This is a genomic window from Priestia sp. SB1, assembly GCF_038898415.1.
Genome location: NZ_JBBJSS010000009.1, coordinates 273,460 through 296,772 on the forward strand (window position 1 = coordinate 273,460; position 23,313 = coordinate 296,772).

Consider the following 23,313-nt stretch of genomic DNA (forward strand, 5'->3'; position numbering starts at 1 on the left):
GTAAAGACGAAAGACCTACACTTTTTGTTTCATACAAAATATAAGTTTATTCATTAAAAAGACAGATAATCCAAAATAATAGAAGTTAATAACCCTAATGAAGCAATAAAACCAATAATAGGACCACCTTCTTCAAAAGCTTCCGGCAACATCGTAGAAGCAACCATGGCCACAATTCCACCACCGGCAAATGAGGCAATAAAGCCCATCATGTTTGGGGTAGCGTCTTGAAGAAATAGATATCCAATCCAAGAACAAAGAGCTGATATAAAGAAGACCGAAAGCCATAATGAAAAAATTTTCTTTCGCTTATATTGGCTTTTTAGTAGTCCGCTTGTCCCGGAGATTCCTTCCGGTATATTGCTGATAAAAATAGAAACAACAAGCAGCCAGCTAACGTGGTGCTGTTCAATCAAACTTGCGCCAATCATCAGTGATTCAGGTATAGCATCCATAATGGTACCAATAAAAATGGCTAGTCCTGAGCTAGCTGGGACAAGGTGGTTTGAACGTTTTCTTTTGTGAGCACCTTTTTTAGCTAAAGACATATCAAGAAGAGTAAAAAGTGCTGCGCCTGTTAAGAAGCCTAAAGAAGAAGCAATAATTCCCGCTTCTTTTACCGAATCTTGAATGAGCTCGTAAGTAGCAGCTCCTAACAAAACGCCCGTGCCAAAAGCCATAATATAAGCAGTCAACTGTTTTTTTAAAGGTACAAAAATAGCTATAATAGCTCCAATTAATACAGCTGAGCCTGAGACACCACCCCACATAAGGGCATCTATCACATGAGATCCCTACTTTCTTGCGTACTTATTTGTAGTGTAACCATCTATGTGATTATTATGAAACAAGATAAAAGAACTAAAAAAATGGAAAAGAATCACTGATTTAGACCTTAAATAAAATAAGTCTTCTGTATAATTGACAAAATTTTCTGATTATGTCCGTTGAAAGTGAAAAAACCTTGTGATAGTCTGATCAAAAGATATAAAGATGGAAAAAAATTCTTTCATCTGTAGAAGGTCAAAAAACTTAATGAGGTCACTTTTAAACGAAAGAAGGAAGACGAGATGAATCCAAAAGCAGTGAAAAGAGAAAATCGTTATGCTAACTTAATTCCTATGCAAGAAATTAAATCCGTTGAACACCAGCTTTACCCATTTGATATTTATAACAGTCTGCGTCAAGAAGCACCTATTCGTTACGATGAAAGCCGAAACTGCTGGGATGTATTTGATTACGAAACAGTAAAGTATATTTTAAAAAACCCGTCGCTTTTTTCATCCAAACGAGCAATGGAAGAACGCCAAGAAAGTATCTTAATGATGGATCCTCCAAAACACACAAAATTACGAAACTTAGTGAATAAAGCTTTTACACCAAGAGCTATTCAGCACTTGGAGGGTCATATTGAAGAGATTGCAGATTATTTATTAGATGAAGTAAGCAGCAAAAAAAAGTTTGATATAGTAGAAGATTTTGCTGGACCACTGCCGATTATTGTAATAGCTGAGCTGCTAGGAGTACCTATACAAGATCGAGCACTGTTTAAAAAGTACTCCGATGACTTAGTGAGCGGTGCTGAAAATAATTCAGACGAAGCTTTTGCGAAAATGATGCAAAAGCGTAATGAAGGGGTGCTTTTTTTACAAGGGTATTTTAAAGAAATTATCGCTGAGCGTCAGAGAAAGAAACAAGAAGATCTGATTTCGCTGCTTTTAGAAGCAGAAATTGACGGCGAACATTTAACAGAAGAGGAAGTACTAGGGTTTTGTATTCTATTGCTAGTAGCGGGCAATGAAACAACAACAAACTTAATTACGAACGGAGTCCGGTATATGACAGAAGACATAGACATACAGAATGAAGTTCGTCAAGACATATCCCTAGTTCCGAATCTCGTGGAAGAAACGCTCCGCTATTATCCTCCTATTCAAGCGATTGGACGCATAGCCGCTGAAGATGTAGAACTTGGAGAGTGTAAAATTAAAAAAGGGCAGCAGGTAATTAGCTGGGCAGCAAGTGCAAATAGAGATTCAGCTAAGTTTGAACGGTCTAACACTTTTGTCGTGCGTCGTAAAACGAATCCTCACGTAAGCTTTGGTTTTGGCATCCATTTTTGCTTAGGAGCACCGTTAGCAAGAATGGAAGGGAAAATTGCCTTTGCTAAATTACTAGAAAAAGGGGAATTTTCCAAAGTTCAGAATCAGTCTTTGAAGCCAATAGATAGCCCTTTTGTTTTTGGGGTAAAAAAATATGAAATTACTTTTGACAACGCCTGAAAAGCGAGCGCAAATGATGCGCTTGCTTTTTAGCGTTCAGTCTTCCATTTTTGGTCCTCTGAAGGAGACGTATAGGTGTCCATTGAAGAGATAAGCTGTTCGGGAGTATCAGAAATATTGATGAGACGAATAGCAGAATCCGTAGAAAATCCTTCATCTACTGCATGCTGAACCATTTGCATAAGCGGGTTGTAGTAGCCGTTTACATTTAATAACCCCACTGGTTTTTTATGTATGCCAATTTGAGCCCAGCAAAGAGCTTCAAACAGCTCTTCAAATGTCCCGAAACCTCCAGGAAGGGCAATATAAGCATCTGCTAACTCGTGCATAGTTGCTTTTCGCTCGTGCATGCTCTCTACTTCGATGAGTTCTGTCAGCGCGGTATGAACAATTTCACCGCTAAACAAACCGCGGGGCATAATACCAATGACTTCGCCCCCATGTTCAAGCATTTCATTTGCGACTTCTCCCATCAGGCCCATTCGTGAGCCTCCGTAAATCAGCCGGTAGTTTTCTTGGGCCATGTAGCGTCCTAGCGAGACGGCGGCCTCTTTATATTCTGTTTTTATTCCTGCGCTTGATCCTGCAAACACACAAATTGATTTCAATTTCTTCACTCCTTTGTTTCTTCTCTATATAAGTCTTTTCTGTTTATGAACAACAAAATCCTTCTTAATAATTTATGAATTTTCACAATGTCATCGCTTGATTATTCTAAAAACTTTGCTTATAATCAAAGCGAAACATCTGTTTGAAAGCGTTATCTATTTCTTTCGATGAAAAAGAGAGTACGCATAGATCTACTTGTAAGATAAGTAGATAATATGAACTTATGGGAGATTGGACCGTTTTAAATGCTTCATTAGTAAGTATACGTACTTGCAGGATTAGGACAAGGGGGATATGGGGATATGATGAATAATTTAATACGCACATTAATGGTACAAACACCGACTGTACCGGGAAACTTAGGAAGAGTAGCAACAGCCATTGGAAATGTAGGAGGAGACATTGGCGAGGTTGAAACCGTTAAAGTAGGACATAACTACACGATGAGAAGTATTACGGTTCAAGTAGAAAGTGAAGACCAGCTTGAGGAATTGCTTGAAGCGGTTCGCAGTTTAGAAGGCATTACTTTACATACAGTATCAGATGAAGTTCTTCATGCGCATGAAGGCGGTAAAATTCAAATGAAAAGCAAAATGAAAATTGAGTCGATCGCTGACTTAAGAAGAGTATATACACCAGGTGTAGCAAACGTTTGCCGTGCTATTCAAGAACAGCCCGACAAAGCTAAAATTTATACGAGCATTGGAAACACGGTTGCGATTGTAACGGATGGTACCGCTATACTAGGACTAGGGAATATTGGTCCAGTTGCAGGAATGCCTGTTATGGAAGGAAAAGCTGCGTTATTTGATCAGCTTGCCAGTGTAAACGCTATCCCTATTTTGTTGAATGTAAATGAGCCGGAAGAAATCATTCAAACGGTTAAAAATATTTCACCAGGATTTGGCGGTATTTTACTAGAAGATATAGGGTCGCCTCACTGCTTTGAAATTGAAGAACGTTTAAAAGAAGAACTAGATATTCCAGTTATGCATGATGATCAACACGGAACAGCAGTTGTGACGCTAGCAGCAGCTATCTCAGCTTGTCGCAGCACAGGTGTGAATTTGAAAGAAGCAAAAGTAGGGCAGATTGGTTTAGGAGCTGCTGGTATCGCTACTTGCAGAATGTTCATGGCTTACGGTGTCAAACAGGTGATAGGAGCTGATAAGTCTCCTGAAGCGAATGAGCGCTTGGTCAGCTACGGTGGAAAAGTAGCTGATTCATTAGAAGAGCTTATGGAGAACTGTGATATTGTTATTGCGACAACAGGTGTACCTGGCTTAATACAGAAAGAATGGATTCGAAAAGGGCAAATCATTTTAGCACTTTCTAATCCAAAACCAGAAATTGAACCTGAAGATGCTCTTGAAGCAGGAGCTATTTATGCTACTGACGGAAGGTCAGTGAATAATGTGCTTGGCTTCCCAGGTATTTTCAGAGGAGTATTAAATGCGGGAGTGCGTGATATTACGCATACGATGCTTGTAGCTGCAGCTGAAGCCATTGCAAATTCAACGCGTCCAGGCGATTTAGTTCCTCACCCTCTTAATCTAGCTGTACACGAAGCAGTATCTGAAGCAGTTGAAAGAGCGGCTGTTGCACACGGAGAGAAAGACGGCGTTTATCGATAACAAACAAGGCTGCCTCGAAATAGGCAGCCTTGTTTGTTTTTTATCAAAAAATAATAAGAAAATAGTAAACGATGAAACTTTTTTCCTTTTTTAACGTAATATAGTAATAGTAATAGTAAAAAAGGTAGAGAAAGGAGTTTCTATGGAGTTTGAACATTTAAAGGGCAAATTGCCCCTCGAGGCTAAAAAAGCGATGCGCTGGCAATCCATTTTTACGCATAGCCTGTGGCTTCTGGCAACAGCGGGTTATTTTCTACTCGTTCATCTTTTTGATTGGTGGTCAATTATTGGATGGATATCAGCTGGACTATTAGTCGTGAGCTTTATCATATATACAATTATAGCTCCAAATGTATATATGAATGTATATTCATATGAAGTAACAGATACTCAAATTGATGTGCAAAGAGGGCTCTTCATCTGGTATCATACGAAAATTCCCCTTGTGAAAGTACAGCACGTTGAAACGTTGACAGGGCCGATTTTTCGAAAATTCGACTTGGCATCTGTTAAAATCATCACAGCAGCTGGAAGCGTCGAAATTCCTGCACTCGTACAAAGAGATGCTGAAGCACTGCGAGAGTATATTGCTAGACTAGCAGAGGTAGATGATGAAGATGAGTAAGCGGCTGCATCCGCTATATATTGCAATAGCATTTATTGAACATATAAAAAATAATATCCTGCCTTTTGTGTTTGTATTTATCGTCAATCGGCACCTGTTGTTTACATATTGGTGGGCAACGCTATTAGCGGGAGGCGTAGTCGCTTTATTTGCTTTTTTTACCTGGAGGGAATTTCGTTATGAAGTAACGGAAACGGAAGTGCGTCTGTATAAAGGGATTTTTAAAAAAGAAAAACGATTTATTCAACGAAATCGCATTCAATCGATTCAGTTAGATCAGCCGTTTGTCTTTAGAATTCTTCGCTTAGCCCGGCTTCGTATTGACACGGCCAGCAGCGGTACGGATGCTGAAATTGATTTATCTGGTATTTCACTAAAAGAAGCGCACCATCTTAAAGATACGTTAAAGCTGTCAGGGAGTCAGCCGGAAATAACAGAAAAAAGTCCTGAACGTATGATGAAAGTGTCGGTGAAACAGCTGGCGTTAGCTGCTGCGTTTTCCGGGAATTTTGGCTATATATTTGCTGCTCTTGGTTTTCTCTATCAGTATATTGATACGTATATCAACCGCTGGGTGAAGACAGCTTACGAAGAAGTGATTCATCAATCGATGCTTGGTTTATTTGTATTAGTGGCTGCAATTGTGGTGCTTGCTTATTTGTTGTCTATCGTTTTATATGTGATACGATTTGGCGGTTTCACAGTGGAACGCTACGATCATTATCTACATATTAAATACGGACTATTAAATAAGAAATCCCTTACGATTCCTTTTCATAAAATACAGGCTGTTACGATAGAGGAAGGGTTGGTTCGACGCTTATTTGGATGGTCTTCCGTTTCGTTAAATGTCGTAACCTCTGATTTAAAAGAAAAGGTCTATTTACACCCGTTTATCCAGCAAAAAGAGATTTCAGCGTTAATGAACGTATATGTCCCGCACTACGAATATATAAAGTGTCCAAGAAATACAGCTATTCAATATGCATGGTACCCATTACTATTACCGCTCTTGTTATTTGTAGCGGCAGGGATTGGCATCAGCTTTTGGAAATCAATGTTCGTGTGGGTTATTGCTGTGCTATGCCTTGCATATGTACTTATTCACTGGTTGGGCTATCGCCAAGGCGGCTTAATGATGAACGAGGTATTTGTCGCTATTCGCTCACAGTTTTTAACACGAAAAACAACGATTATTAGAAGGAAGAAAGTGGAGCAAATTGAGGTGTTTGCAGGCACCTTTTTATGGAAAAAAGGATACAGGAAAATAAAAATTTCAACTATGGGTACAAGCGGCAGCTATAAATCGGGATATTTTCCATTTGAAATTTGGCATCCTATCTTTCTGCAAGCTACTTCTTCTAAAAAGGCATGAAGAATATCATTGTTCTTCATGCCTTTTGACGTTATCTATTCATTAACTTTTTTCCTTGCTCGTAATAGCTATTCATCACGTCAGCGGGCACCATACTGCCTCCAGTTGACCATACAAGGTGAGTAGCTTTTGACATATCGTTTTCTAGTGCTTGCGCTTGTATATAGGAAGACCCGCTTTCCATCAGGTGAAGAGGCCCTTGTAAACCAGCCGCTGCTGAAGGTTCTATATACATATTTTCACGATTGGCTAGCTCATAAATAAATCGGAAAAGCTGATCATCTTCTACAGTATAAATTCCGCTAATAAGCGATTTTATCGTTTCGCCTACAAAGCTAGATGGCCTTCCTACAGCTAGTCCATCGGCAGCTGTTATGTTATCAAGTCCAATATCGGTAACGGAAATGCCATCATGCAGCTCGGTCATTAATCCAAGCAGCATGCAAGGAGAGTGAGTAGGTTCAGCAAAAAAGCAGTGAACATGATCACCGTATATTGCTTTTAATCCAAACGTAATACCGCCAGGACCTCCGCCTACTCCGCAAGGTAAATAGACAAATAAAGGATGTTCAGCGTCTACTTGAATTTGCAGCTCGGCTAGCTGCTTTTCCAAGCGTAAGGCAGCGACGGAATAACCAAGAAATAAATCTCTAGACTGCTCATCGTCAATAAAATGACAGGCGGGGTCTGCTTCGGCTTGCTTTCGTCCTTCTTCCACGGCTTTTCCGTAGTCAGACTGATATTCAATAACGGTTACGCCTTTCGAACGAAGCAGATCTTTTTTCCATTTCTTCGCATCGGCTGACATATGGACGGTGACGTTAAAGCCGAGAGCGGCGCTTATAATACCAATGCTTAAACCTAAATTACCGGTAGATCCTACTGCAATAGAATAAGAAGAAAATAACTTTTTACATCGTTCTTCAGCTAGAAGAGCATAGCTGTCTTCTTCAGTAAGCAGCCCTTCTTTGATAGCAAGACTTTCAGCAAATTTTAATACTTCATAAATGCCGCCTCTTGCTTTAATAGAACCTGATATAGGAAGGTCGTGATCGCATTTCATCAATAATTTTCCTTGCAGCTCGTTATTCATTTGTTGATTTAAATAGTCTTTCATGTATGCAATTTCTTGAAGAGGTGATTCAATGATTCCTTTTGATGCTTTTAGCTCCGGAAAAGCGATTTGAAGAAAAGAAGAAAAGCGAGAAAGTCGCTCTTTTGCATCTTTTATATCTTTGGTATGTAAAGAAAGAAACGAAAGTGCTTCTTGAGCAGGTTTTAAATAAGGATTTATCCAAAGTATTTCCTGTTTATTGATTAAAGGTGTTAATAAAGGATATTCACGCATCCATGTAGCAAGGGGTTTTTGGTGAAATAAATGTGTAGTCATAAAGGCTCCTTTCTCAATATGTTATTTCCTTTATATAGTATCAAGAATAGAAGAAGTTGAAAACGAAAATATCAAAAAGCAGAAAGCGCATTTTAACTGCCTCTTGTATACTAATAAAGATAACTTATACAACTGCATAGAAAAAAGGAGAGGAATTTATGGCATTTTCAGGCGATGATAGCAGATGTCCTATCTGCGGAGAGAAAAATAACTGTGCTTCTGTACAAGGCAGAGAAATAGAAAAGTGTTGGTGCATGCAGAAAGTTTTTACTCCTGATCTGTTTAAACAAATTCCTTTAGAAAGCAGAGGGAAAGCGTGTGTATGCGTCAAATGCGTTGCGAGACAGAAGGAAGAAGGTGGGGATTAACGTGAAAAAAGGAATTATTTCATACGGTGAGGCATTTATTGATTTTATCGCCAAAAATGAATCTAACACTGACTTTGACCCTTTTTTAGGAGGCACAACCGTTAATGTAGCAGTTGGAGTTCAGAAGTTAGGAGCAAAAGCATCTTATATCTGCAAGTTAGGGAGTGATGAAACAAGTGATTTTGTAAGAAAGAAGCTTTTAATTGAAGGAGTAAACCAAAGCGGCTGTGTAACTTCGGTGACGAAAAAAGTTTGTGAAGTGTATGTACATAAAAATAAAGAAGGAGATCGTTACTTTCATTCCTACATAGATTCTACCCCTCATGAGCAAGTGTATAAATATGAGCTGCAGGAAGCTCTATTTGAGAAGGCAGCGATTTTTTATTTTGGATCAGGCACTTTGTTTCATCCGATTTCCCAGGAAACTACAAGAGAAGCTGTGAGGCTCGCAAAAAAATATCGTATGCTTGTAGCGTTTGATCCGAATATTCGAATGAAAAGATGGGAAAGTGAAGCAGCATGTAGAAATATCGTAACATCGTTTTTGTACGAAACAGATATTTTGAAAATTTCTCAAGATGAGCTCCTATTTTTGATGAATTCAACAGATCTGGCAGAAAGCCTAGAGAAACTGAGAGCGTATCATATTCCGTTCGTATGGGTCACTCAAGGAGAAAATGGCGCAGTAGCCGTTACTGCAAATCAAACGCTTCATGTGAGTGTAAAAAAAGTACAGGCGATAGACACAACGGGAGCGGGGGATGCATTTATGGCAGGAATTCTCTGGTGTATTCATGAAAAAGGTTTGCCTGAACGTGAGGAGTCATGTAAGCAGTACACAATGTTTGCCAACGCGTTAGGTGGAGCAGTTTCGGCGAGATACGGAGGAATAATTTCACTGAAAGCAAAAGAAGTATCTAATATAAAAGCAGGTAGCTAATAGCTACCTGCTTTTGAACGTTTATTATTTAAAAAATGACAGTATAATCATAAGGGCAAAAATAATCGTAAGGTGGTTCAATGAGAACACAAACATTAAAGTAGCCCATTTTGTATCTTCTAATTTTTTAAATCCAACAATCCCAAGAAGCATCCACACGAGTGTTAAACCGAACATTGTAAATGCGATAATTTTACTAAACGATAAAAATAAGAACGATGCCGCTAGCAAAATAACTAGGTATACAAGCGTTTGGACTTTGGAACGACGGATACCTTTTACTACAGGAAGCATTGGTACACCTGCGGCTTTATATTCCTCAAGTCTTCTAATCGCAATAGCGTAGAAGTGAGGAGGCTGCCATAAAAACATAAATACAAACAATCCAATTGCTACTGGATGGAATAAGTCTGGTGAAATAGCGGCCCATCCAATGATTGGAGGCATAGCTCCAGAAATACTTCCGACTTCGGTATTATAAATGGTTGTACGTTTTGTAAGCATAGTATAAGGCACTACATAAAAGAAAAATCCTAAAATACCCATAATGGCGGCCATGTTAGAAACTAAAAATAAAATACCTACACCAATAACAAATAAAGCCAGTCCTAACCATAGAGCAAATTTAGGGTTGACCGCTCCTGTTACCGTCGGTCTGTCTTTTGTACGTTTCATGATCGCATCGATATCACGGTCATAGAAGTTATTAACTGCCCCAGCTCCTCCTACGACAAAGGATGTCCCAATTAAAGCCAAAATAATGATAGGAATTTGTGTCACAAAGCTTAAGTCATTAACAGCAATTGCGAGACAAAGCCCAGCAACCATTCCTAGTGAGTTCGATTTAATAATCCCAGTTTTTATAATAGCACTGATTACTTCCCGGGAAAAATACTGATTGATAGGAAGTGATTCCTTTGTGATAACTTCGGTATTTTTCACAGCAATTCTCCTTTTTGAGCTTATTCTTACACGAATAAACCTAATCTTTATTAATCAACTAAACTATTTTAACAAAAAAATATCGTAATTACATCAAGGTTGCTCGTAAAAATTGTTAACATTCCTTGAACTTTTTTAAAAAACAAAGAAAAATGTCGAATTTCCGACTGAAAATAAGTACATCCTTTATTATAAGATAAAAATGGAATGCTTAAAAACGAAAATTTTGACTATCTGGTGAACTTTTAACGAGCAAGAAACTCGAACTTAATCGTACCATATTTATTGGTAATTGCAATCACATAGTATGTGATGAAAGAAAAGATGTGGTACATTAAAGAAAGAACTAATAAGTTTATTTACTATGTCTTATTCACAAGGAGGATATATGATGCCAGATAAATATGCTAGCTTCTCTGAACTTGCCTCTTATGAAGTATACAACCAAGACTACAAAATTCAATTTGAAATCAGACCTTCTAACATTATTATGCTCGCGATACACGGCGGAGGTATCGAAACTGGAACATCCGAACTTGCTGTTGGCCTAGCGGGCAACGAATACTCGTACTATATATTTGAAGGGTTAAAGAAATCAGGAAATGCCGATCTTCATATCACATCCACTCATTTTGATGAACCTCATGCGTTAACGATTATATCAAAAGAAGACTATGCAGTATCTTTTCATGGATACAACGACAAAAGTGAAAAGCATACTAAAATCGGCGGTGCTGACAAAGCGTTAAGGTCCAAAATACATGAAGCGCTTGTTTCTAAAGGCTTTAGTACAGAAATTTTATCAGATCAAGATCCTGTTTCCGGTACAAGCCCTAGAAATATAACCAATAAAACAGCTAGGCGGATGGGTGTGCAAATTGAGATAAGTAAAGCGCAAAGAGAAGCTTTTTTTTCAACTAACACGAGAAATGAACGTAAAAATTCTAAAACCCAGGAATTTTTTGAGTATATATCAGCTATTAGAAGTGCATTTCCTCTTAGATAAATCAGATACGTTTAGTATTTATTAAACAGGTTAGATTTATTACGGACATGTTTGTGGTATACATATAGTAACTACATAAACTGGAGGAGATAATCATGAAAAAGTTTGACCAAGAAGATACCCTAGAACGACTTAAAGCCTCTTATCGATATTTAAAAAGCATAGACATACCAGAAATCAGCACATTAGATGATCAAAAACGAGCGGAAGCTGTGCAGTTAATCGAAGAGATTGGTCTTAAAATATCAGAAATGCGCGTAAAAGTAGAGTGAGTAAAAAGAGAAAGAAGGACATCTGTCCTTCTTTCTCTTTTTCGACAACTATAAACAGGAGATTGGCCATGAATGAACAATATTATGACGCTTTATTAAATATAAAAACAACGGGAGAACAAAAGGGATTTAATGATTCATTTCATTACCATCGTTATGAACCCACGCCTTATAGTGCATTAGAAGCACTTTTCAGTCAGTATGAGCTAACAAGCAGCGATAGAATTGTCGACTTCGGGTGTGGGAAAGGAAGGCTGAATTTTTATGTGAACTACCTATGTAATGCCACCGCTGTAGGGATAGAAATGAATGAGCACTTCTATGAGCAGGCCATAGATAATCAGAGGCGCTATTTAAAAAAAGCCAAGGGCCGAAAAAGTCATATTTATTTTCAGTGTTGTTTAGCCCAGGAATATAAGATTCACCCACTAGACAACTGCTTTTATTTTTTTTATCCTTTTTCAGTTCAAATTTTTATCCAAGTAGTGAACAATATTTTGCTTTCGTGGGAAGAGAATAAGCGCGAGATTGATTTAATTTTGTATTATAGTTCAGAGGATTATCTTCATCATCTCGAAAAACACCCTTCTTTCATTTTAAAAGAAGAGGTAATGCTGCCAGAGTTGAATCGTAAAAATCCATATGAACGGTTTTTGATTTATAAAGTAGCTTATTAAGACGACTTATTTACTATTTCATAAAGGTGTATCGTCGCTCGTTCTATTTAACAAATTAGCAGGGGCTAGAAAAAGACCTGCTGATTTTATTTATAACTTTTTAGAAATTAAAGCATAACACTTTATTATGTAAGCGCTTTCTGTTATAATGAAACTAGGTTGGATAGCATGCGTGGCTATCGGTGTACTCAGCGCAGGCGGGGCTAGTACAGAAAGAGAAGGCTACATACAAGTTAATAAACATTTAGTCGATAGAAATAAGAAGTCTCAAAAACAAATTTATTAATTTGTATGCTAAATCGTAAATTAACAGAAACGGCATTTATGATAAGGTTTTAGAGAAAAGAACCCAGTATATACTGTATAAGCAATTTTTTTACTCTAAAAAAGGGTGAAGAAATTGCTTATTTATTTTTAAATAAGTGCACAGCTGTTCAGATTTGTTTTGAGATATCTAGCGTTAGTGTATAATAGTAAAAAGTACGAAAAGTTGACATTGTTAATTGATTAAAGGGGATTTAAAAATGAGTGAACTAAAAATAGATGATGTAGCGAAGCAAAGCGGTTTAACAAAACGTACGATTCGTTATTATGAACAAATTGGACTGATGCCAGCACCTCCAAGAAGTGAAGGTGGATTTCGTCTGTACACGGAAGAACACGTAGAATTCTTAAAGAAAATTACGAATGCCAAAGAAGTCATGGGTTTTTCACTTCAAGAATTACAGGAATTTCTTGCTTTAAGTGATACTCTTGAAATACAAAAGATGGATTATAGGCAAGTGAAAGGAACAAGTCAACAAAAAGAAAAGTTAGAGCAAGTGTTACATACGGTAGAAGAGCAGCTCAAGCTGATTGAACAGAAAAAGAAAAACATCTTAAAAGTAGAGTCTGACCTTCTGTCACTGAGAGATCGTGCTAAGGCTGCAATTGTAAAATTCGAGCAGGAAGAATCATAAAAAGCAGGCGCATTCACCAGAAGAGTGCGTCTGCTTTTATGTGTTTTATAGGGAATTTATTTATGATTGTGAAGAGTTTTCTTCTAGCTGTACCCCTAAAAGAAGTAGAATAGCCTGTATCCCGTCGGCTTTTCCGCTGTGAAAGCTTCTTGTTTCAGCATCCAAAGCTTCATTTACAGATTCCATCATATTTGATTCGTATAAGTCTAAAATCAATTGTTTTCCTTCTGGACTCAAATGCAGCTGCCCGCGTTCCTTCATTTTAAACTTCAACTTCTTCAACTCCCTTTCCCATAATACTATCAGTATACAAAAATAATAACATTTACGTAAACGTTAATTTTTGTATGTGGACAGAAGAACGTATTAAGTATAGGTACTAAGTGAGGGGAGAGATACTGGTTATCCTTTGCTTGTTTTAATGTTTGTCAGCTTATAGCCGCAAGCTGAGCATATATAGATAACGTTTTGATTGGACTGAGCAGTTAAAACGGTAGCGAGCTCTTTTTGAGAATGACAGTTAGGACAAATAACAACAGGGGATTTCATGTGATTTTCTCCTTTTCTTTTTTATAGTCGAATTTTATTTTATGTAAAGTTTAATCAAATATCCTTCGTGCTATCAAAAACGACGGAAGATATGTAAAAAGCATTCTCGCTCAAAAGAAACGGGAATGCTTGAGGTAAGTTTAAAATCCGTCCTGGCTTGCTGTAAATGGAATGTTAAGTCTTCTTTCTACATTGCGTAAGCGCTGATTTAATCTGTTTATACGGTCAGTATGTCGCTCCACAATTCGATTTAAACGAGTAATTTCTCTGACTTGCTCCTCATTTTGTCTCTCAAGAGCACGAATTCTTCGTTCAAATCCTCCAAGATTTTGAAGCTGCTGTCTTTCATCGTATTCTTCATGCTGTGGTACGTAAGGGGGATAGTATTGTTGAACTGAGTAATCAACTTGCTGAGGAATATATCCGGGGTTGAAATAATAAGGGTTCATTAGGGCACCGCTCCTTTTAAATAGTAACTTCAAATCAAACACGATATAACGTATGCGAAGATAAGAAAAATGCTATAGGCATATACCTAAAGACATTCTGTATTTTAAAAAAGGAAAGTATTTTTAAGAGGAAAAAGGAGATAGCAAACCCTTTCTTGAATATGCAAAATAGAAAAGCTTCTTTTTTAGACACTTTATTTAAGAAAGAGGGAAAGTGACCGATGGCTCAAGGGAAACAAAAACCAGCACCTAAAATAGAAGAATCAAAAGCTCCGCCTGCAAAGAAACCAAAGCCGAAGAGCCGCAGCACCAAAAAAGCTCCGCCTCCTACATCGCCCTGGGTAAAAGCTGCTTCCATTTTATCTAACATTGATTTCATTCGTTTGTTTCGCGTGCTGTTTCTTGCTTTGGCGGTTGGTTTTATTGTGTATCAATATATTTTACTTACAAAAGGGGTCTTCATCAAAACATACGTAGACCTTTGGCATCATCACAAAATGATCTTGCTAGCTGGAGCTGCATTTATTATCTATACTTCTTTCATCTTTTACCTTGGCTACCGCACCGCTAAAAAGCGCTAGAACGATTCTAAACGGCGAATATCATCCATTCTTTAAGCAAACCTTATATGTATATCAGCATAGAGGGGGGAAGAAACGTGGACAAGCAGCGAGCAAAACAAATTGCTGATTCACCCGTTATGGCTAACGTTACGTATAACGATACGGCCGTTTATATTCAACATGTAAGCGAAGAAAATGATACGGCAAGAATTTATCCGCTAGGTCAGCCGGAAAATGAACAAGATGTTGCGGTGAGTCAATTAGTAGAGAATTAAGGTGGATAAATAGAGCTACTAGTTCAGTTAAATAAAAGGAAGAGAGCAAATACACAGCTCTCTTCCTTTTATTTATTCTTCCCATTTCTTACTGTTGATTTTCTCAATAATCCCGTGCAAATCACCTGGCTTATGAAACTCAATCGGAGACGCGCCTTTTTCAAACAGAATCGATTCCGCTTCAATTAACGCCACGTAGCGTCCGTTCACTTTTGCTAAATGAATATTTTCACCAAAATCAGCTAGCAGCCCTTTAATCTCTGTTTCGCCAAGCTTCATTTTAAGCTCTGCATCAGGGGTATGCTCGACGATATGAGCAGCGGCTTCCATGACTTGATGGGTATCTAAACGTTCTTGAAGCTCACGCTTTTCACTTGTTGCCCACAGTTCCATGTCTGATTCAAACTGTTCAAGCTCTACGCTTTCTGCTTCAAACGTTTCGCTGACGTGTTCACGCACCATATCCATCACTTGTGTTTTCATAATCTCAGGCATCGGCTCGTTGTAATCAATGAATTTCAAAAAGTCTTCAAAATAACGGGCGTGAGACGCTTGGTGGATAACGAGTTCGCTTTCTTCCACCATGCCTTCTTCAGGCATGTATGGGTATTGAATGGATTTCATGTTTTTAGTAGTAATCGCCATTTCTACGTGACGAATAAGGGTTGATTCATCTGAAATTGAAGCCACTTTTGGTTCGAAGTCACATTTTAAAATAAACACAAAAGCATGATCAAAATATTTTCTTGGAACAGCAGATACCACTAAAAATGCTCCTCCTCGAACGGCTGCAGTATCAAGGTATGCATTGATAAACTGTTCGCTGTTTTCTTCAAATTCTTCTTTGGTTGTGGCAAAACGAGTGCGGTGAAATAAATTATAATTAGGGTTTGAGTCGAGAGCGTGTCCCGGTTCAACTATAAAATACCCGAGCTTTGTAGGCACTTGTTCTGCTTTGGGGTGTCGCTCTACTTTGCGCTTTACAATTTTTTTAAATTCACCGTCTAAAAAATCTTTAATGGAACTTTCTTCATATTCTTCCGTATCAAGCGTTTGAAAATGCTTATATTGTTTAGAGGCCTGTTCTTCTTTTCCTTCTACTTGTATTACGTAAAATGATAAAAAATTAATTTTAAAATCCATAGCAGTCACCTTGTTTCTTTTTAGTCAGTTACTTCAGTATAAGAAAGAGTCCGGTAAGCGTCAATGCCTGTTAGCTTTAGGGGAAAAAGATCTATTTATACAATTGATCAGCTGAGGAATAGTGTATAAAGCAAAGAATAGGAGAGGCAGGGGGCCTCTCTTATTTATACTGTTCCAAACGTTCGAAAAAGGTTTTGACAAACTTATAAAAAATTTTATCAGAAGGTGCTAAATCACGATTTCTAGGAATAATCATTCCGACTGTCCGCTGAAGCTGCGGCGTATGAATAGGAAGTTTAGTCGTAAAACGAGGAGTCGTTTCAGACACTGTACTTTCAGGAAGAAGCGTCACGCCAATTCCTGCGGATACAAGACCTTTAATCGCATCTAAATCTTCTCCTTCAGATGAAATATTGGGCATGAATCCTGCTTGTTTGCAAGCGTCAAAGGCCATTTTATGTAAAATGAATCCTTTTGGAAATAGCACAAAATCTTCATTTCTTAAATCCCGCAGCCGAATGTTATCCCGTTCAGCGAGCGGGTGATGAGAGGGAACAAGGGCTAAAAGATTTTCAGTGAATAGAATATGCCCTTCAATACTTTGATCTTCTACAGGTACAGGGCCTAAAAAAGCGATATTAATATCTCTTTTTTTAACCGATTCAATTAAAAATTTGTACGAACCTTGTCTAAGATGAAAAGCAACATTTGGGTGTTCTTCTTTAAAGGCTGATATAATAGTAGGAAGAAGGTGACTAGCAAGGCTTGTTGGAAATCCGATTTTAATCGTTCCTCTTTCGGGATCCAAGTATTCATCAATTTGTTCTTTCGCATAGTCAATAGCTTTCATGGCCGTCTCCGTATGCTCAAGAAAGACTTTTCCTATTGCTGTTAACTTGACATTTCTTCCTTCACGTTTGAATAAACTAACACCTAGCTCAGATTCCAGGTTCGCGATTTGACGGCTGATTGCTGATTGAGCTACATGCAGATATTCTGCGGCCTCAGATACGTGTTCTCTTTTTGCAACTTCCATAAAATAGCGTAATTGACGCAGTTCCATAAGCATCCTCCATCTATATATATCAAAATTAGATTAGTTTTATCTAAATTATATATTGTTTATATTGATTTGAAAACTTACAATGTAAACAGGTGATCTTAAAAAGATAAAGAAAACGAACGGGGGAGAAGAAGATGACATACAATCAAATGCCAAAAGCTCAAGGTCTCTACCGTCCTGAATTTGAGCACGATGCATGTGGAATCGGACTATACGCTCAATTGAAAGGCGTAGCGTCACATGATATCGTTAAAAAAGGACTAAACATGCTTTGCCAGCTTGACCATCGAGGCGGACAGGGAAGTGATCCGCTAACAGGAGATGGAGCTGGATTAATGGTACAAATTCCACACGCGTTCTTTAAAAAGACATGCGTTGAACTGAACTTGCCAGAAAACGGTCGTTATGGAGTTGGAATGATCTTTTTCTCAAATAATGAAGACGAGCGTCGAGAAATTGAAGCTTATATTAATAAATTAATTGAAGAAGAGGGACAAACGTTATTAGGTTGGAGAACTGTGCCTGTAAATGTCGGAAAAATCGGAAAAGTTGCAAAAGAAAGCTGTCCATACGTACGACAAGTATTTATTGGGGCAAATGACAGTATTCAAGATGACTTAGCGTTTGAGCGCAAGCTATATGTTATTCGTAAGCAAGCGGAAAATTGGGCGCAGGCACGTCAAAACCGTTTTTATTTTACAAGTCTTTCAAGCAGAACAATTGTGTACAAAGGGTTGTTAACACCTGAACAAGTGGATGCTTTTTATCTTGACCTACAAGATGAAGACTTTACTTCAGCGTTTGCTTTAGTGCATTCTCGCTTTAGCACAAACACGTTCCCAAGCTGGGAAAGAGCACATCCAAACCGTTATTTAATTCACAACGGTGAAATCAATACGCTTCGCGGTAATCAAAACTGGATGAGAGCGCGTGAACAGCAGTTTGTTTCGGACGCATTTGGTAAGGATTTGCCGAAGGTTCTTCCAATTTTAGATGCTGAAGGAAGCGACTCATCCATGTTAGATAATGCGCTAGAGTTTTTTGTATTGGCCGGCCGCAAGCCAGCCCATGCAGCGATGATGCTTATTCCAGAGCCTTGGTCTGAGAATCCGCACATGTCAAAAGAAAAACGTGCTTTCTATGAGTATCATAGCGCATTAATGGAGCCATGGGATGGTCCGACTGCTATTTCGTTTACGGATGGAAAGCAAATCGGTGCTATTTTAGACCGTAACGGTTTACGTCCAGCTCGCTATTATGTTACAAAAGATGATTACATCATACTTTCATCAGAAGTAGGCGTCATTGATGTTGAAGATGAAAATGTGTTATATAAAGATCGTTTAAGCCCAGGTAAAATGCTTCTAATCGATTTAGAAGAAGGCCGAATTATTTCAGATGAAGAAATTAAATCTGAAATGGCACAGGCTGAGCCTTATCAAGAATGGTTAGATGAACAGCTGGTAACGTTGCCAGAAGTGCAGGGAGAAAAATCTGAATACTTCGATGATTTGGTCATTCGCCAGAAGTCATTTGGCTACACGTATGAAGATATTCATAAATATTTAGTTCCAGTTATTACAGAAGGAAAAGATCCGCTTGGTTCAATGGGTAATGATACTCCATTAGCCGTGTTGTCTGATCGTCCTCAATCGCTGTTCAATTACTTTAAGCAGCTGTTTGCTCAAGTAACGAACCCACCGATTGACGCTATTCGTGAACAGTTGGTTACATCAACAATGACGTTGCTTGGTGCAGAAGGGAATTTACTGCATCCAACCAAAGAAAACATTCATCGAATTCAGCTTGAGACGCCGGTTTTAACAAACGATCAAACTCATCAGCTGAAGTCTGCCATTCATCCAGATTTCAAAAGTGCTGTTATTTCTGCGGTGTTCACAAATGATTTAAAAGCAGATCTTGATCGCGTATTTGCTGAAGCTGAAGCGGCAATTAACGCAGGCGCTAGCATTCTTGTTCTGACAGACCGTGAAGCGGGAGCTCACTCTGTAGCCATTCCAGCTTTATTAGCGGTCAGCGGGCTGCACCAGCACCTAGTGCGAAAAGGAAACCGTACAAAGGCGAGCATTGTAGTGGAAACAGGAGAAGCGCGCGAAGTGCACCATTTTGCAGCACTGATTGGTTACGGAGCAGACGCAATTAATCCATATCTTACTTTTGCAACATATCAAAATGAAATTAACGCAGGTACGTTGAACGTATCGTATGACTATGCTGTTGAGAAATATGTAAAAGCCGTTACTGAAGGTGTTGTAAAAGTAATGTCTAAAATGGGCATTTCAACGGTGCAAAGTTATCGGGGCGCACAAATTTTTGAAGCAGTTGGAATCAGTGCAGAGGTTATCGAGCAATATTTTACAGGTACTGCCTCGCAACTTGGCGGTATCGGTTTAGATGTTATTGCAAAAGAAGCGAAAACGCGTCACGACAATGCTTATGTTGAAACAATTGAGCAAACGTTAGAGTCAGGAAGCGACTTCCAGTGGAGACACACGGGCGAGCATCATGCGTTTAATCCAAAAACAATTCACACGCTGCAGTGGGCTTGCCGTAAGGGAGATTACAGCTTATTTAAAAAATTCTCTGAATCGGCTAATGAAGAACGCATCGGTTTCTTGCGCAACCTATTCTCGTTTAATGGAACGCGTTCATCTATCTCCATTGATGAAGTGGAATCAGTTGATTCGATTGTAAAACGTTTTAAATCAGGTGCTATGTCGTTTGGATCTTTAAGTCAAGAAGCTCATGAAACATTAGCGATTGCGATGAACCGTTTAGGCGCACGCAGTAACAGTGGAGAAGGTGGCGAGCACCCTAGCCGCTACACTGTGGATGAAAATGGAGATAATCGCCGCAGTGCGATTAAACAGATTGCTTCTGGCCGTTTTGGAGTGAAAAGTCATTACCTTGTGAATGCGGATGAGCTTCAAATTAAAATGGCACAAGGTGCAAAACCCGGAGAAGGCGGTCAGCTTCCAGGAAACAAAGTATATCCATGGGTAGCAGATGTGCGTGGATCAACGCCAGGAGTAGGCTTAATTTCACCTCCTCCACACCACGATATTTACTCGATTGAAGATTTAGCACAGCTTATTCATGACTTAAAAAATATAAACCGTGATGCACGAATCAGCGTCAAACTCGTTTCAAAAGCAGGAGTAGGAACGATTGCTGCCGGAGTAGCAAAAGGAGTAGCGGACGTTATCGTTATTAGCGGCTACGACGGAGGTACGGGAGCATCTCCAAAAACAAGTATTAAACATACGGGACTACCGTGGGAACTGGGCTTAGCGGAAGCTCATCAAACGCTTATGTTAAACGGTCTTCGCGAAAAGGTAGTGCTTGAAACAGACGGGAAATTAATGACGGGTAAAGATGTAGTCATGGCAGCACTTTTAGGAGCAGAAGAGTTTGGTTTTGCTACGGCGCCTTTAATTGTTTTAGGCTGTATCATGATGCGTGCGTGTCACTTAGATACATGTCCAGTTGGAGTGGCGACGCAAAACCCAGAGCTTCGTAAAAAGTTCCTAGGAGAAGCGGATCACATCGTTAACTATATGAAATTTGTTGCACAAGAAGTACGCGAAATTATGGCTGAACTTGGATTTAAAACAGTAGATGAAATGGTTGGACGTACAGACGTATTAAGCGTTAGCGAACGTGCAAAAAATCACTGGAAGGCGCAGCACTTAGACTTAACAACTCTTTTATATCAAGCTGAAGGTGTACGTACTTTTAAAACACCTCAAAACCATAAAATTGACGAATCTCTTGATATGCAAAAAATCTTGCCAGCGGTACAGCAAGCAATCGAGCATAAGTATCAAGTCGAGTTAGAACTGCCAATTTCTAATATTAACCGTGTAGCTGGAACAATTGTAGGAAGTGAAGTTACAAAACGTTACGGTGAGAAAGGTCTGCCAGAAGATACGATTACTCTTCGATTCACTGGCTCTGCAGGACAAAGTTTTGGTGCATTTGTTCCAAAAGGAATGTCTATGTATCTAACTGGAGATGCAAATGATTATATCGGAAAAGGGTTATCAGGAGGTAAAATCATCGTTGCTCCACCTAAGGAAACAACAGCTGTGTCAGGTGAAAATGTTATCGTCGGGAACGTGGCATTTTACGGTGCAACAAGCGGTGAAGCTTATGTTAGCGGGCTAGCAGGAGAACGTTTTGCGGTTCGTAACAGCGGTGTGAACGTAGTGGTTGAAGGAATTGGGGATCATGGCTGTGAATATATGACTGGCGGACGCGTTGTCGTATTAGGTGATGTAGGTAAAAACTTCGGTGCGGGAATGTCTGGCGGTATTGCTTACGTATTTGCTGATGATCAAGAAGCATTCAAAAACCTTTGTAATAAAGACATGATTGGGTTTGAGAGCTTAAAAGGAGAAGAAGCAGAAGAAGTAAAAGAGATGATTGCAAATCACCTAAAATATACTGACAGTCATAAAGCAGCATTTGTATTAGAAAATTGGGAAGAATCGCTTTCGAAATTTGTAAAAGTGATTCCGAATGATTATAAACGCATGATGAATCGCATTGAAGAGCAAAAAGCAGCTGGGTTAACGGAAGAAGAAGCAGCTATGAGTGCGTTTGAGGAAAATGCAAAACAAGAAAAGAAAGCATCGGCAAAACAACAAGAAGCGGTAGCTCAGTAAGAAAGGGGAGAGTACGATGGGAAAACCAACAGGATTTATGGAAATCAAACGTGAAAAAGGGAAGGAACGTGACCCGTTAAAACGTTTAGGTGATTGGAAAGAGTATGCTGCTCCTTTATCTGATGAAGCGCTAAGCCGTCAAGGAGCACGATGTATGGATTGTGGCACACCTTTTTGCCACATGGGAATGGATATTAATGCTTTTACTTCTGGATGTCCAATCTATAACTTAATTCCAGAGTGGAATGATTTAGTTTATAAAGGACGCTGGAAAGAAGCTTTAGAGCGTTTAATGAAAACCAACAACTTCCCGGAGTTTACAGGACGCGTTTGTCCTGCTCCGTGTGAAGGTTCCTGTACGCTTGCTATTTCAGATCCAGCGGTTTCGATCAAGAATATCGAACGCGCTATTATTGATAAAGGCTTTGAGAATGGGTGGATTATTCCACGTATTCCGGAGAAAAGAACAGGCAAAAAAATTGCTGTTATTGGCTCTGGACCAGCAGGCTTAGCGAGCGCAGATCAGCTGAATCAAGCGGGTCATTCAGTAACGGTATATGAAAGAGCAGATCGTGCCGGTGGTTTATTAACATATGGAATTCCAAATATGAAGCTAGATAAAGAAGTAGTGGAAAGACGTGTTCGCTTATTGACACAAGAAGGTATTGATTTTGTAACGAATACGGAAGTTGGAAAAGACATTACTGCTGAAGAGTTAAAAGAACAATATGATGCTGTCATTTTGTGTACAGGAGCTCAGAAGCAAAGAGATCTAGTATTAGAAGGTCGTGAAGCAAAAGGAGTTCACTTTGCAATGGACTACTTAACAACTTCAACAAAAAGCCTTTTAGATTCTAACTTCAAAGATGGTCAATTTATTGATGCTGAAGGAAAAGACGTTATTGTTATTGGAGGCGGAGATACGGGAGCTGACTGTGTAGCTACTGCTCTTCGTCAAAAATGCCGCAGCGTTGTTCAGTTTGGTAAACATCCTCAGCTTCCTGCTGAGCGTACGGCAGATAATATGTGGCCTGAATATCCACATGTATTTAATCTTGAATATGCTTATGAAGAAGCACAGGCGAAATTTGGGGACGATCCACGTGAATATTCAATTCAAACGAAAAAAATCGTGGCAGATGAGCAAGGTAATCTAAAAGAACTTCATACGGTTCAAATGGAAAAAGTAAAAGGTGAAAATGGACAGTACATCTTTACCGAAATTCCAGGAACAGAAAAAGTATGGCCAGCTCAGCTTGTCTTTATTGCGATTGGGTTTGAAGGTCCAGAGCATCCGGTTCTATCAGCGTTTGGTGTTGAAACGAAAAATCGTCGCGTAGATGCAGCGTATGGAAATTACAAAACAAATGTTGAAGGTGTTTTTGCTGCTGGTGATGCTCGTCGTGGGCAAAGTTTAATCGTATGGGCTATTCATGAAGGTCGTGAAGTAGCTAAACAAGTTGATAGCCATCTAATGGGAGCAACTGTATTACCATAACAAAAA

Annotated in this window: 24 protein-coding genes; 15 read left to right on the forward strand and 9 right to left on the reverse strand. The window is 39.0% G+C overall.

All coding sequences use genetic code 11. The annotated features are described in order from the left end of the window. Nucleotides 1-53: 53 nt before the first annotated feature. Nucleotides 54-785, reverse strand: a complete 732-nt coding sequence (locus WKH56_RS29165; protein WP_155404483.1) for a ZIP family metal transporter — start codon at nt 783-785, stop codon at nt 54-56. Between the two features lie 285 nt (nt 786-1,070). Here WKH56_RS29165 and WKH56_RS29170 point away from each other — a divergent pair, with 285 nt between their 5' ends. Then, the gene (locus WKH56_RS29170; RefSeq protein WP_310884371.1) at nt 1,071-2,282 is read left to right on the forward strand and encodes a cytochrome P450; all 1,212 of its coding nucleotides are present in this window, start codon (nt 1,071-1,073) and stop codon (nt 2,280-2,282) included. Nucleotides 2,283-2,311: 29 nt separating this feature from the next. On the opposite strand, the gene WKH56_RS29175 is transcribed toward WKH56_RS29170, so the two are convergent. Beyond that, the gene (locus WKH56_RS29175) at nt 2,312-2,890 is read right to left on the reverse strand and encodes an LOG family protein (protein ID WP_028413576.1); all 579 of its coding nucleotides are present in this window, start codon (nt 2,888-2,890) and stop codon (nt 2,312-2,314) included. 303 nt (nt 2,891-3,193) lie between these two features. On the opposite strand from WKH56_RS29175, the gene WKH56_RS29180 reads away from it, so the two are divergent. The 3 genes from WKH56_RS29180 (at nt 3,194) to WKH56_RS29190 (ending at nt 6,525) form a co-directional block, all read left to right on the forward strand. Beyond that, nucleotides 3,194-4,525: an NAD-dependent malic enzyme gene (locus tag WKH56_RS29180; protein WP_034265658.1), complete on the forward strand. Its 1,332-nt coding sequence runs from the start codon at nt 3,194-3,196 to the stop codon at nt 4,523-4,525. Between the two features lie 142 nt (nt 4,526-4,667). Continuing rightward, nucleotides 4,668-5,150: a PH domain-containing protein gene (locus WKH56_RS29185; protein WP_310884372.1), complete on the forward strand. Its 483-nt coding sequence runs from the start codon at nt 4,668-4,670 to the stop codon at nt 5,148-5,150. Next, complete coding sequence (locus WKH56_RS29190; protein ID WP_257042552.1) at nt 5,143-6,525, forward strand: PH domain-containing protein; 1,383 nt, start codon at nt 5,143-5,145, stop codon at nt 6,523-6,525. The genes WKH56_RS29185 and WKH56_RS29190 overlap by 8 nt, the downstream gene beginning before the upstream one ends. A gap of 31 nt (nt 6,526-6,556) precedes the next feature. On the opposite strand, the gene WKH56_RS29195 is transcribed toward WKH56_RS29190, so the two are convergent. Continuing rightward, on the reverse strand, nt 6,557-7,915 hold the full coding sequence (locus tag WKH56_RS29195; RefSeq protein WP_310884373.1) for a D-serine ammonia-lyase: 1,359 nt from the start codon (nt 7,913-7,915) through the stop codon (nt 6,557-6,559). A 158-nt stretch (nt 7,916-8,073) separates the two neighbouring features. Here WKH56_RS29195 and WKH56_RS29200 point away from each other — a divergent pair, with 158 nt between their 5' ends. Further along, nucleotides 8,074-8,283, forward strand: a complete 210-nt coding sequence (locus tag WKH56_RS29200) for a cysteine-rich CWC family protein (protein ID WP_033578825.1) — start codon at nt 8,074-8,076, stop codon at nt 8,281-8,283. Nucleotide 8,284: 1 nt separating this feature from the next. Then, nucleotides 8,285-9,223, forward strand: coding sequence for a carbohydrate kinase family protein (locus WKH56_RS29205; RefSeq protein WP_310884374.1), 939 nt, complete (start codon nt 8,285-8,287; stop codon nt 9,221-9,223). Between the two features lie 24 nt (nt 9,224-9,247). Here the strand turns inward: WKH56_RS29205 and cyoE are convergent, their stop codons facing one another. Beyond that, the gene (gene cyoE, locus WKH56_RS29210; RefSeq protein WP_013056789.1) at nt 9,248-10,165 is read right to left on the reverse strand and encodes a heme o synthase; all 918 of its coding nucleotides are present in this window, start codon (nt 10,163-10,165) and stop codon (nt 9,248-9,250) included. A gap of 391 nt (nt 10,166-10,556) precedes the next feature. On the opposite strand from cyoE, the gene WKH56_RS29215 reads away from it, so the two are divergent. The 5 genes from WKH56_RS29215 to WKH56_RS29235 all read left to right on the forward strand — a co-directional run bounded on the left by WKH56_RS29215 (nt 10,557) and on the right by WKH56_RS29235 (nt 13,079). Further along, on the forward strand, nt 10,557-11,171 hold the full coding sequence (locus WKH56_RS29215; RefSeq protein ID WP_230624623.1) for a poly-gamma-glutamate hydrolase family protein: 615 nt from the start codon (nt 10,557-10,559) through the stop codon (nt 11,169-11,171). A gap of 95 nt (nt 11,172-11,266) precedes the next feature. Continuing rightward, nucleotides 11,267-11,443 carry a hypothetical protein gene (locus WKH56_RS29220; RefSeq protein ID WP_165573411.1) on the forward strand — a complete coding sequence of 59 codons (177 nt, stop codon included), beginning with the start codon at nt 11,267-11,269 and terminating at the stop codon, nt 11,441-11,443. Nucleotides 11,444-11,511: 68 nt separating this feature from the next. Further along, nucleotides 11,512-12,120 carry a methyltransferase gene (locus tag WKH56_RS29225; protein WP_342837182.1) on the forward strand — a complete coding sequence of 203 codons (609 nt, stop codon included), beginning with the start codon at nt 11,512-11,514 and terminating at the stop codon, nt 12,118-12,120. 148 nt (nt 12,121-12,268) lie between these two features. Next, nucleotides 12,269-12,406, forward strand: a complete 138-nt coding sequence (locus WKH56_RS29230) for a hypothetical protein (protein ID WP_176551739.1) — start codon at nt 12,269-12,271, stop codon at nt 12,404-12,406. A gap of 238 nt (nt 12,407-12,644) precedes the next feature. Beyond that, nucleotides 12,645-13,079, forward strand: coding sequence for a MerR family transcriptional regulator (locus WKH56_RS29235; protein ID WP_033578828.1), 435 nt, complete (start codon nt 12,645-12,647; stop codon nt 13,077-13,079). Between the two features lie 60 nt (nt 13,080-13,139). Here the strand turns inward: WKH56_RS29235 and WKH56_RS29240 are convergent, their stop codons facing one another. The 3 genes from WKH56_RS29240 to WKH56_RS29250 form a co-directional block, all read right to left on the reverse strand. Continuing rightward, the gene (locus tag WKH56_RS29240) at nt 13,140-13,352 is read right to left on the reverse strand and encodes a hypothetical protein (protein ID WP_028413567.1); all 213 of its coding nucleotides are present in this window, start codon (nt 13,350-13,352) and stop codon (nt 13,140-13,142) included. Between the two features lie 129 nt (nt 13,353-13,481). Then, nucleotides 13,482-13,628 (reverse strand): hypothetical protein, encoded by a 147-nt coding sequence (locus WKH56_RS29245; protein WP_098626789.1) that lies wholly within the window; start codon nt 13,626-13,628, stop codon nt 13,482-13,484. A gap of 140 nt (nt 13,629-13,768) precedes the next feature. Continuing rightward, nucleotides 13,769-14,077, reverse strand: coding sequence for a hypothetical protein (locus WKH56_RS29250; protein WP_028413566.1), 309 nt, complete (start codon nt 14,075-14,077; stop codon nt 13,769-13,771). Between the two features lie 221 nt (nt 14,078-14,298). On the opposite strand from WKH56_RS29250, the gene WKH56_RS29255 reads away from it, so the two are divergent. Both WKH56_RS29255 and WKH56_RS29260 read left to right on the forward strand, forming a co-directional pair. Further along, nucleotides 14,299-14,658, forward strand: coding sequence for a hypothetical protein (locus tag WKH56_RS29255; protein WP_048021201.1), 360 nt, complete (start codon nt 14,299-14,301; stop codon nt 14,656-14,658). A gap of 77 nt (nt 14,659-14,735) precedes the next feature. Next, nucleotides 14,736-14,915 (forward strand): small acid-soluble spore protein H, encoded by a 180-nt coding sequence (locus WKH56_RS29260; protein WP_048021199.1) that lies wholly within the window; start codon nt 14,736-14,738, stop codon nt 14,913-14,915. A gap of 72 nt (nt 14,916-14,987) precedes the next feature. Here WKH56_RS29260 and WKH56_RS29265 read toward each other — a convergent pair whose 3' ends face one another. Both WKH56_RS29265 and gltC read right to left on the reverse strand, forming a co-directional pair. Then, nucleotides 14,988-16,058, reverse strand: coding sequence for a DUF3900 domain-containing protein (locus tag WKH56_RS29265; protein WP_033578829.1), 1,071 nt, complete (start codon nt 16,056-16,058; stop codon nt 14,988-14,990). 160 nt (nt 16,059-16,218) lie between these two features. Continuing rightward, nucleotides 16,219-17,121, reverse strand: a complete 903-nt coding sequence (gene gltC / locus WKH56_RS29270) for a glutamate biosynthesis transcriptional regulator GltC (RefSeq protein WP_013056801.1) — start codon at nt 17,119-17,121, stop codon at nt 16,219-16,221. A gap of 134 nt (nt 17,122-17,255) precedes the next feature. Between gltC and gltB the strand changes: the two genes are divergently transcribed. Continuing rightward, nucleotides 17,256-21,809 (forward strand): glutamate synthase large subunit, encoded by a 4,554-nt coding sequence (gene gltB / locus WKH56_RS29275; RefSeq protein WP_048021197.1) that lies wholly within the window; start codon nt 17,256-17,258, stop codon nt 21,807-21,809. A 16-nt stretch (nt 21,810-21,825) separates the two neighbouring features. Continuing rightward, nucleotides 21,826-23,307 (forward strand): glutamate synthase small subunit, encoded by a 1,482-nt coding sequence (gene gltD / locus WKH56_RS29280; protein ID WP_048021195.1) that lies wholly within the window; start codon nt 21,826-21,828, stop codon nt 23,305-23,307. Nucleotides 23,308-23,313: the final 6 nt, after the last annotated feature.

What these genes read in the sequence shown, in the direction of transcription:
- WKH56_RS29220 (WP_165573411.1), top strand. Translation starts at nt 11,267, where the DNA reads ATGAAAAAGTTTGACCAAGAAGATACCCTAGAACGACTTAAAGCCTCT.
- WKH56_RS29195 (WP_310884373.1), bottom strand. Translation starts at nt 7,915, where the DNA reads ATGACTACACATTTATTTCACCAAAAACCCCTTGCTACATGGATGCGT.
- WKH56_RS29250 (WP_028413566.1), bottom strand. Translation starts at nt 14,077, where the DNA reads ATGAACCCTTATTATTTCAACCCCGGATATATTCCTCAGCAAGTTGAT.
- WKH56_RS29235 (WP_033578828.1), top strand. Translation starts at nt 12,645, where the DNA reads ATGAGTGAACTAAAAATAGATGATGTAGCGAAGCAAAGCGGTTTAACA.
- WKH56_RS29265 (WP_033578829.1), bottom strand. Translation starts at nt 16,058, where the DNA reads ATGGATTTTAAAATTAATTTTTTATCATTTTACGTAATACAAGTAGAA.
- WKH56_RS29190 (WP_257042552.1), top strand. Translation starts at nt 5,143, where the DNA reads ATGAGTAAGCGGCTGCATCCGCTATATATTGCAATAGCATTTATTGAA.
- gltD (WP_048021195.1), top strand. Translation starts at nt 21,826, where the DNA reads ATGGGAAAACCAACAGGATTTATGGAAATCAAACGTGAAAAAGGGAAG.
- WKH56_RS29225 (WP_342837182.1), top strand. Translation starts at nt 11,512, where the DNA reads ATGAATGAACAATATTATGACGCTTTATTAAATATAAAAACAACGGGA.
- WKH56_RS29215 (WP_230624623.1), top strand. Translation starts at nt 10,557, where the DNA reads ATGCCAGATAAATATGCTAGCTTCTCTGAACTTGCCTCTTATGAAGTA.
- WKH56_RS29255 (WP_048021201.1), top strand. Translation starts at nt 14,299, where the DNA reads ATGGCTCAAGGGAAACAAAAACCAGCACCTAAAATAGAAGAATCAAAA.
- WKH56_RS29245 (WP_098626789.1), bottom strand. Translation starts at nt 13,628, where the DNA reads ATGAAATCCCCTGTTGTTATTTGTCCTAACTGTCATTCTCAAAAAGAG.
- gltB (WP_048021197.1), top strand. Translation starts at nt 17,256, where the DNA reads ATGACATACAATCAAATGCCAAAAGCTCAAGGTCTCTACCGTCCTGAA.
- WKH56_RS29230 (WP_176551739.1), top strand. Translation starts at nt 12,269, where the DNA reads ATGAAACTAGGTTGGATAGCATGCGTGGCTATCGGTGTACTCAGCGCA.
- WKH56_RS29200 (WP_033578825.1), top strand. Translation starts at nt 8,074, where the DNA reads ATGGCATTTTCAGGCGATGATAGCAGATGTCCTATCTGCGGAGAGAAA.
- WKH56_RS29170 (WP_310884371.1), top strand. Translation starts at nt 1,071, where the DNA reads ATGAATCCAAAAGCAGTGAAAAGAGAAAATCGTTATGCTAACTTAATT.
- WKH56_RS29185 (WP_310884372.1), top strand. Translation starts at nt 4,668, where the DNA reads ATGGAGTTTGAACATTTAAAGGGCAAATTGCCCCTCGAGGCTAAAAAA.
- WKH56_RS29180 (WP_034265658.1), top strand. Translation starts at nt 3,194, where the DNA reads ATGATGAATAATTTAATACGCACATTAATGGTACAAACACCGACTGTA.
- gltC (WP_013056801.1), bottom strand. Translation starts at nt 17,121, where the DNA reads ATGGAACTGCGTCAATTACGCTATTTTATGGAAGTTGCAAAAAGAGAA.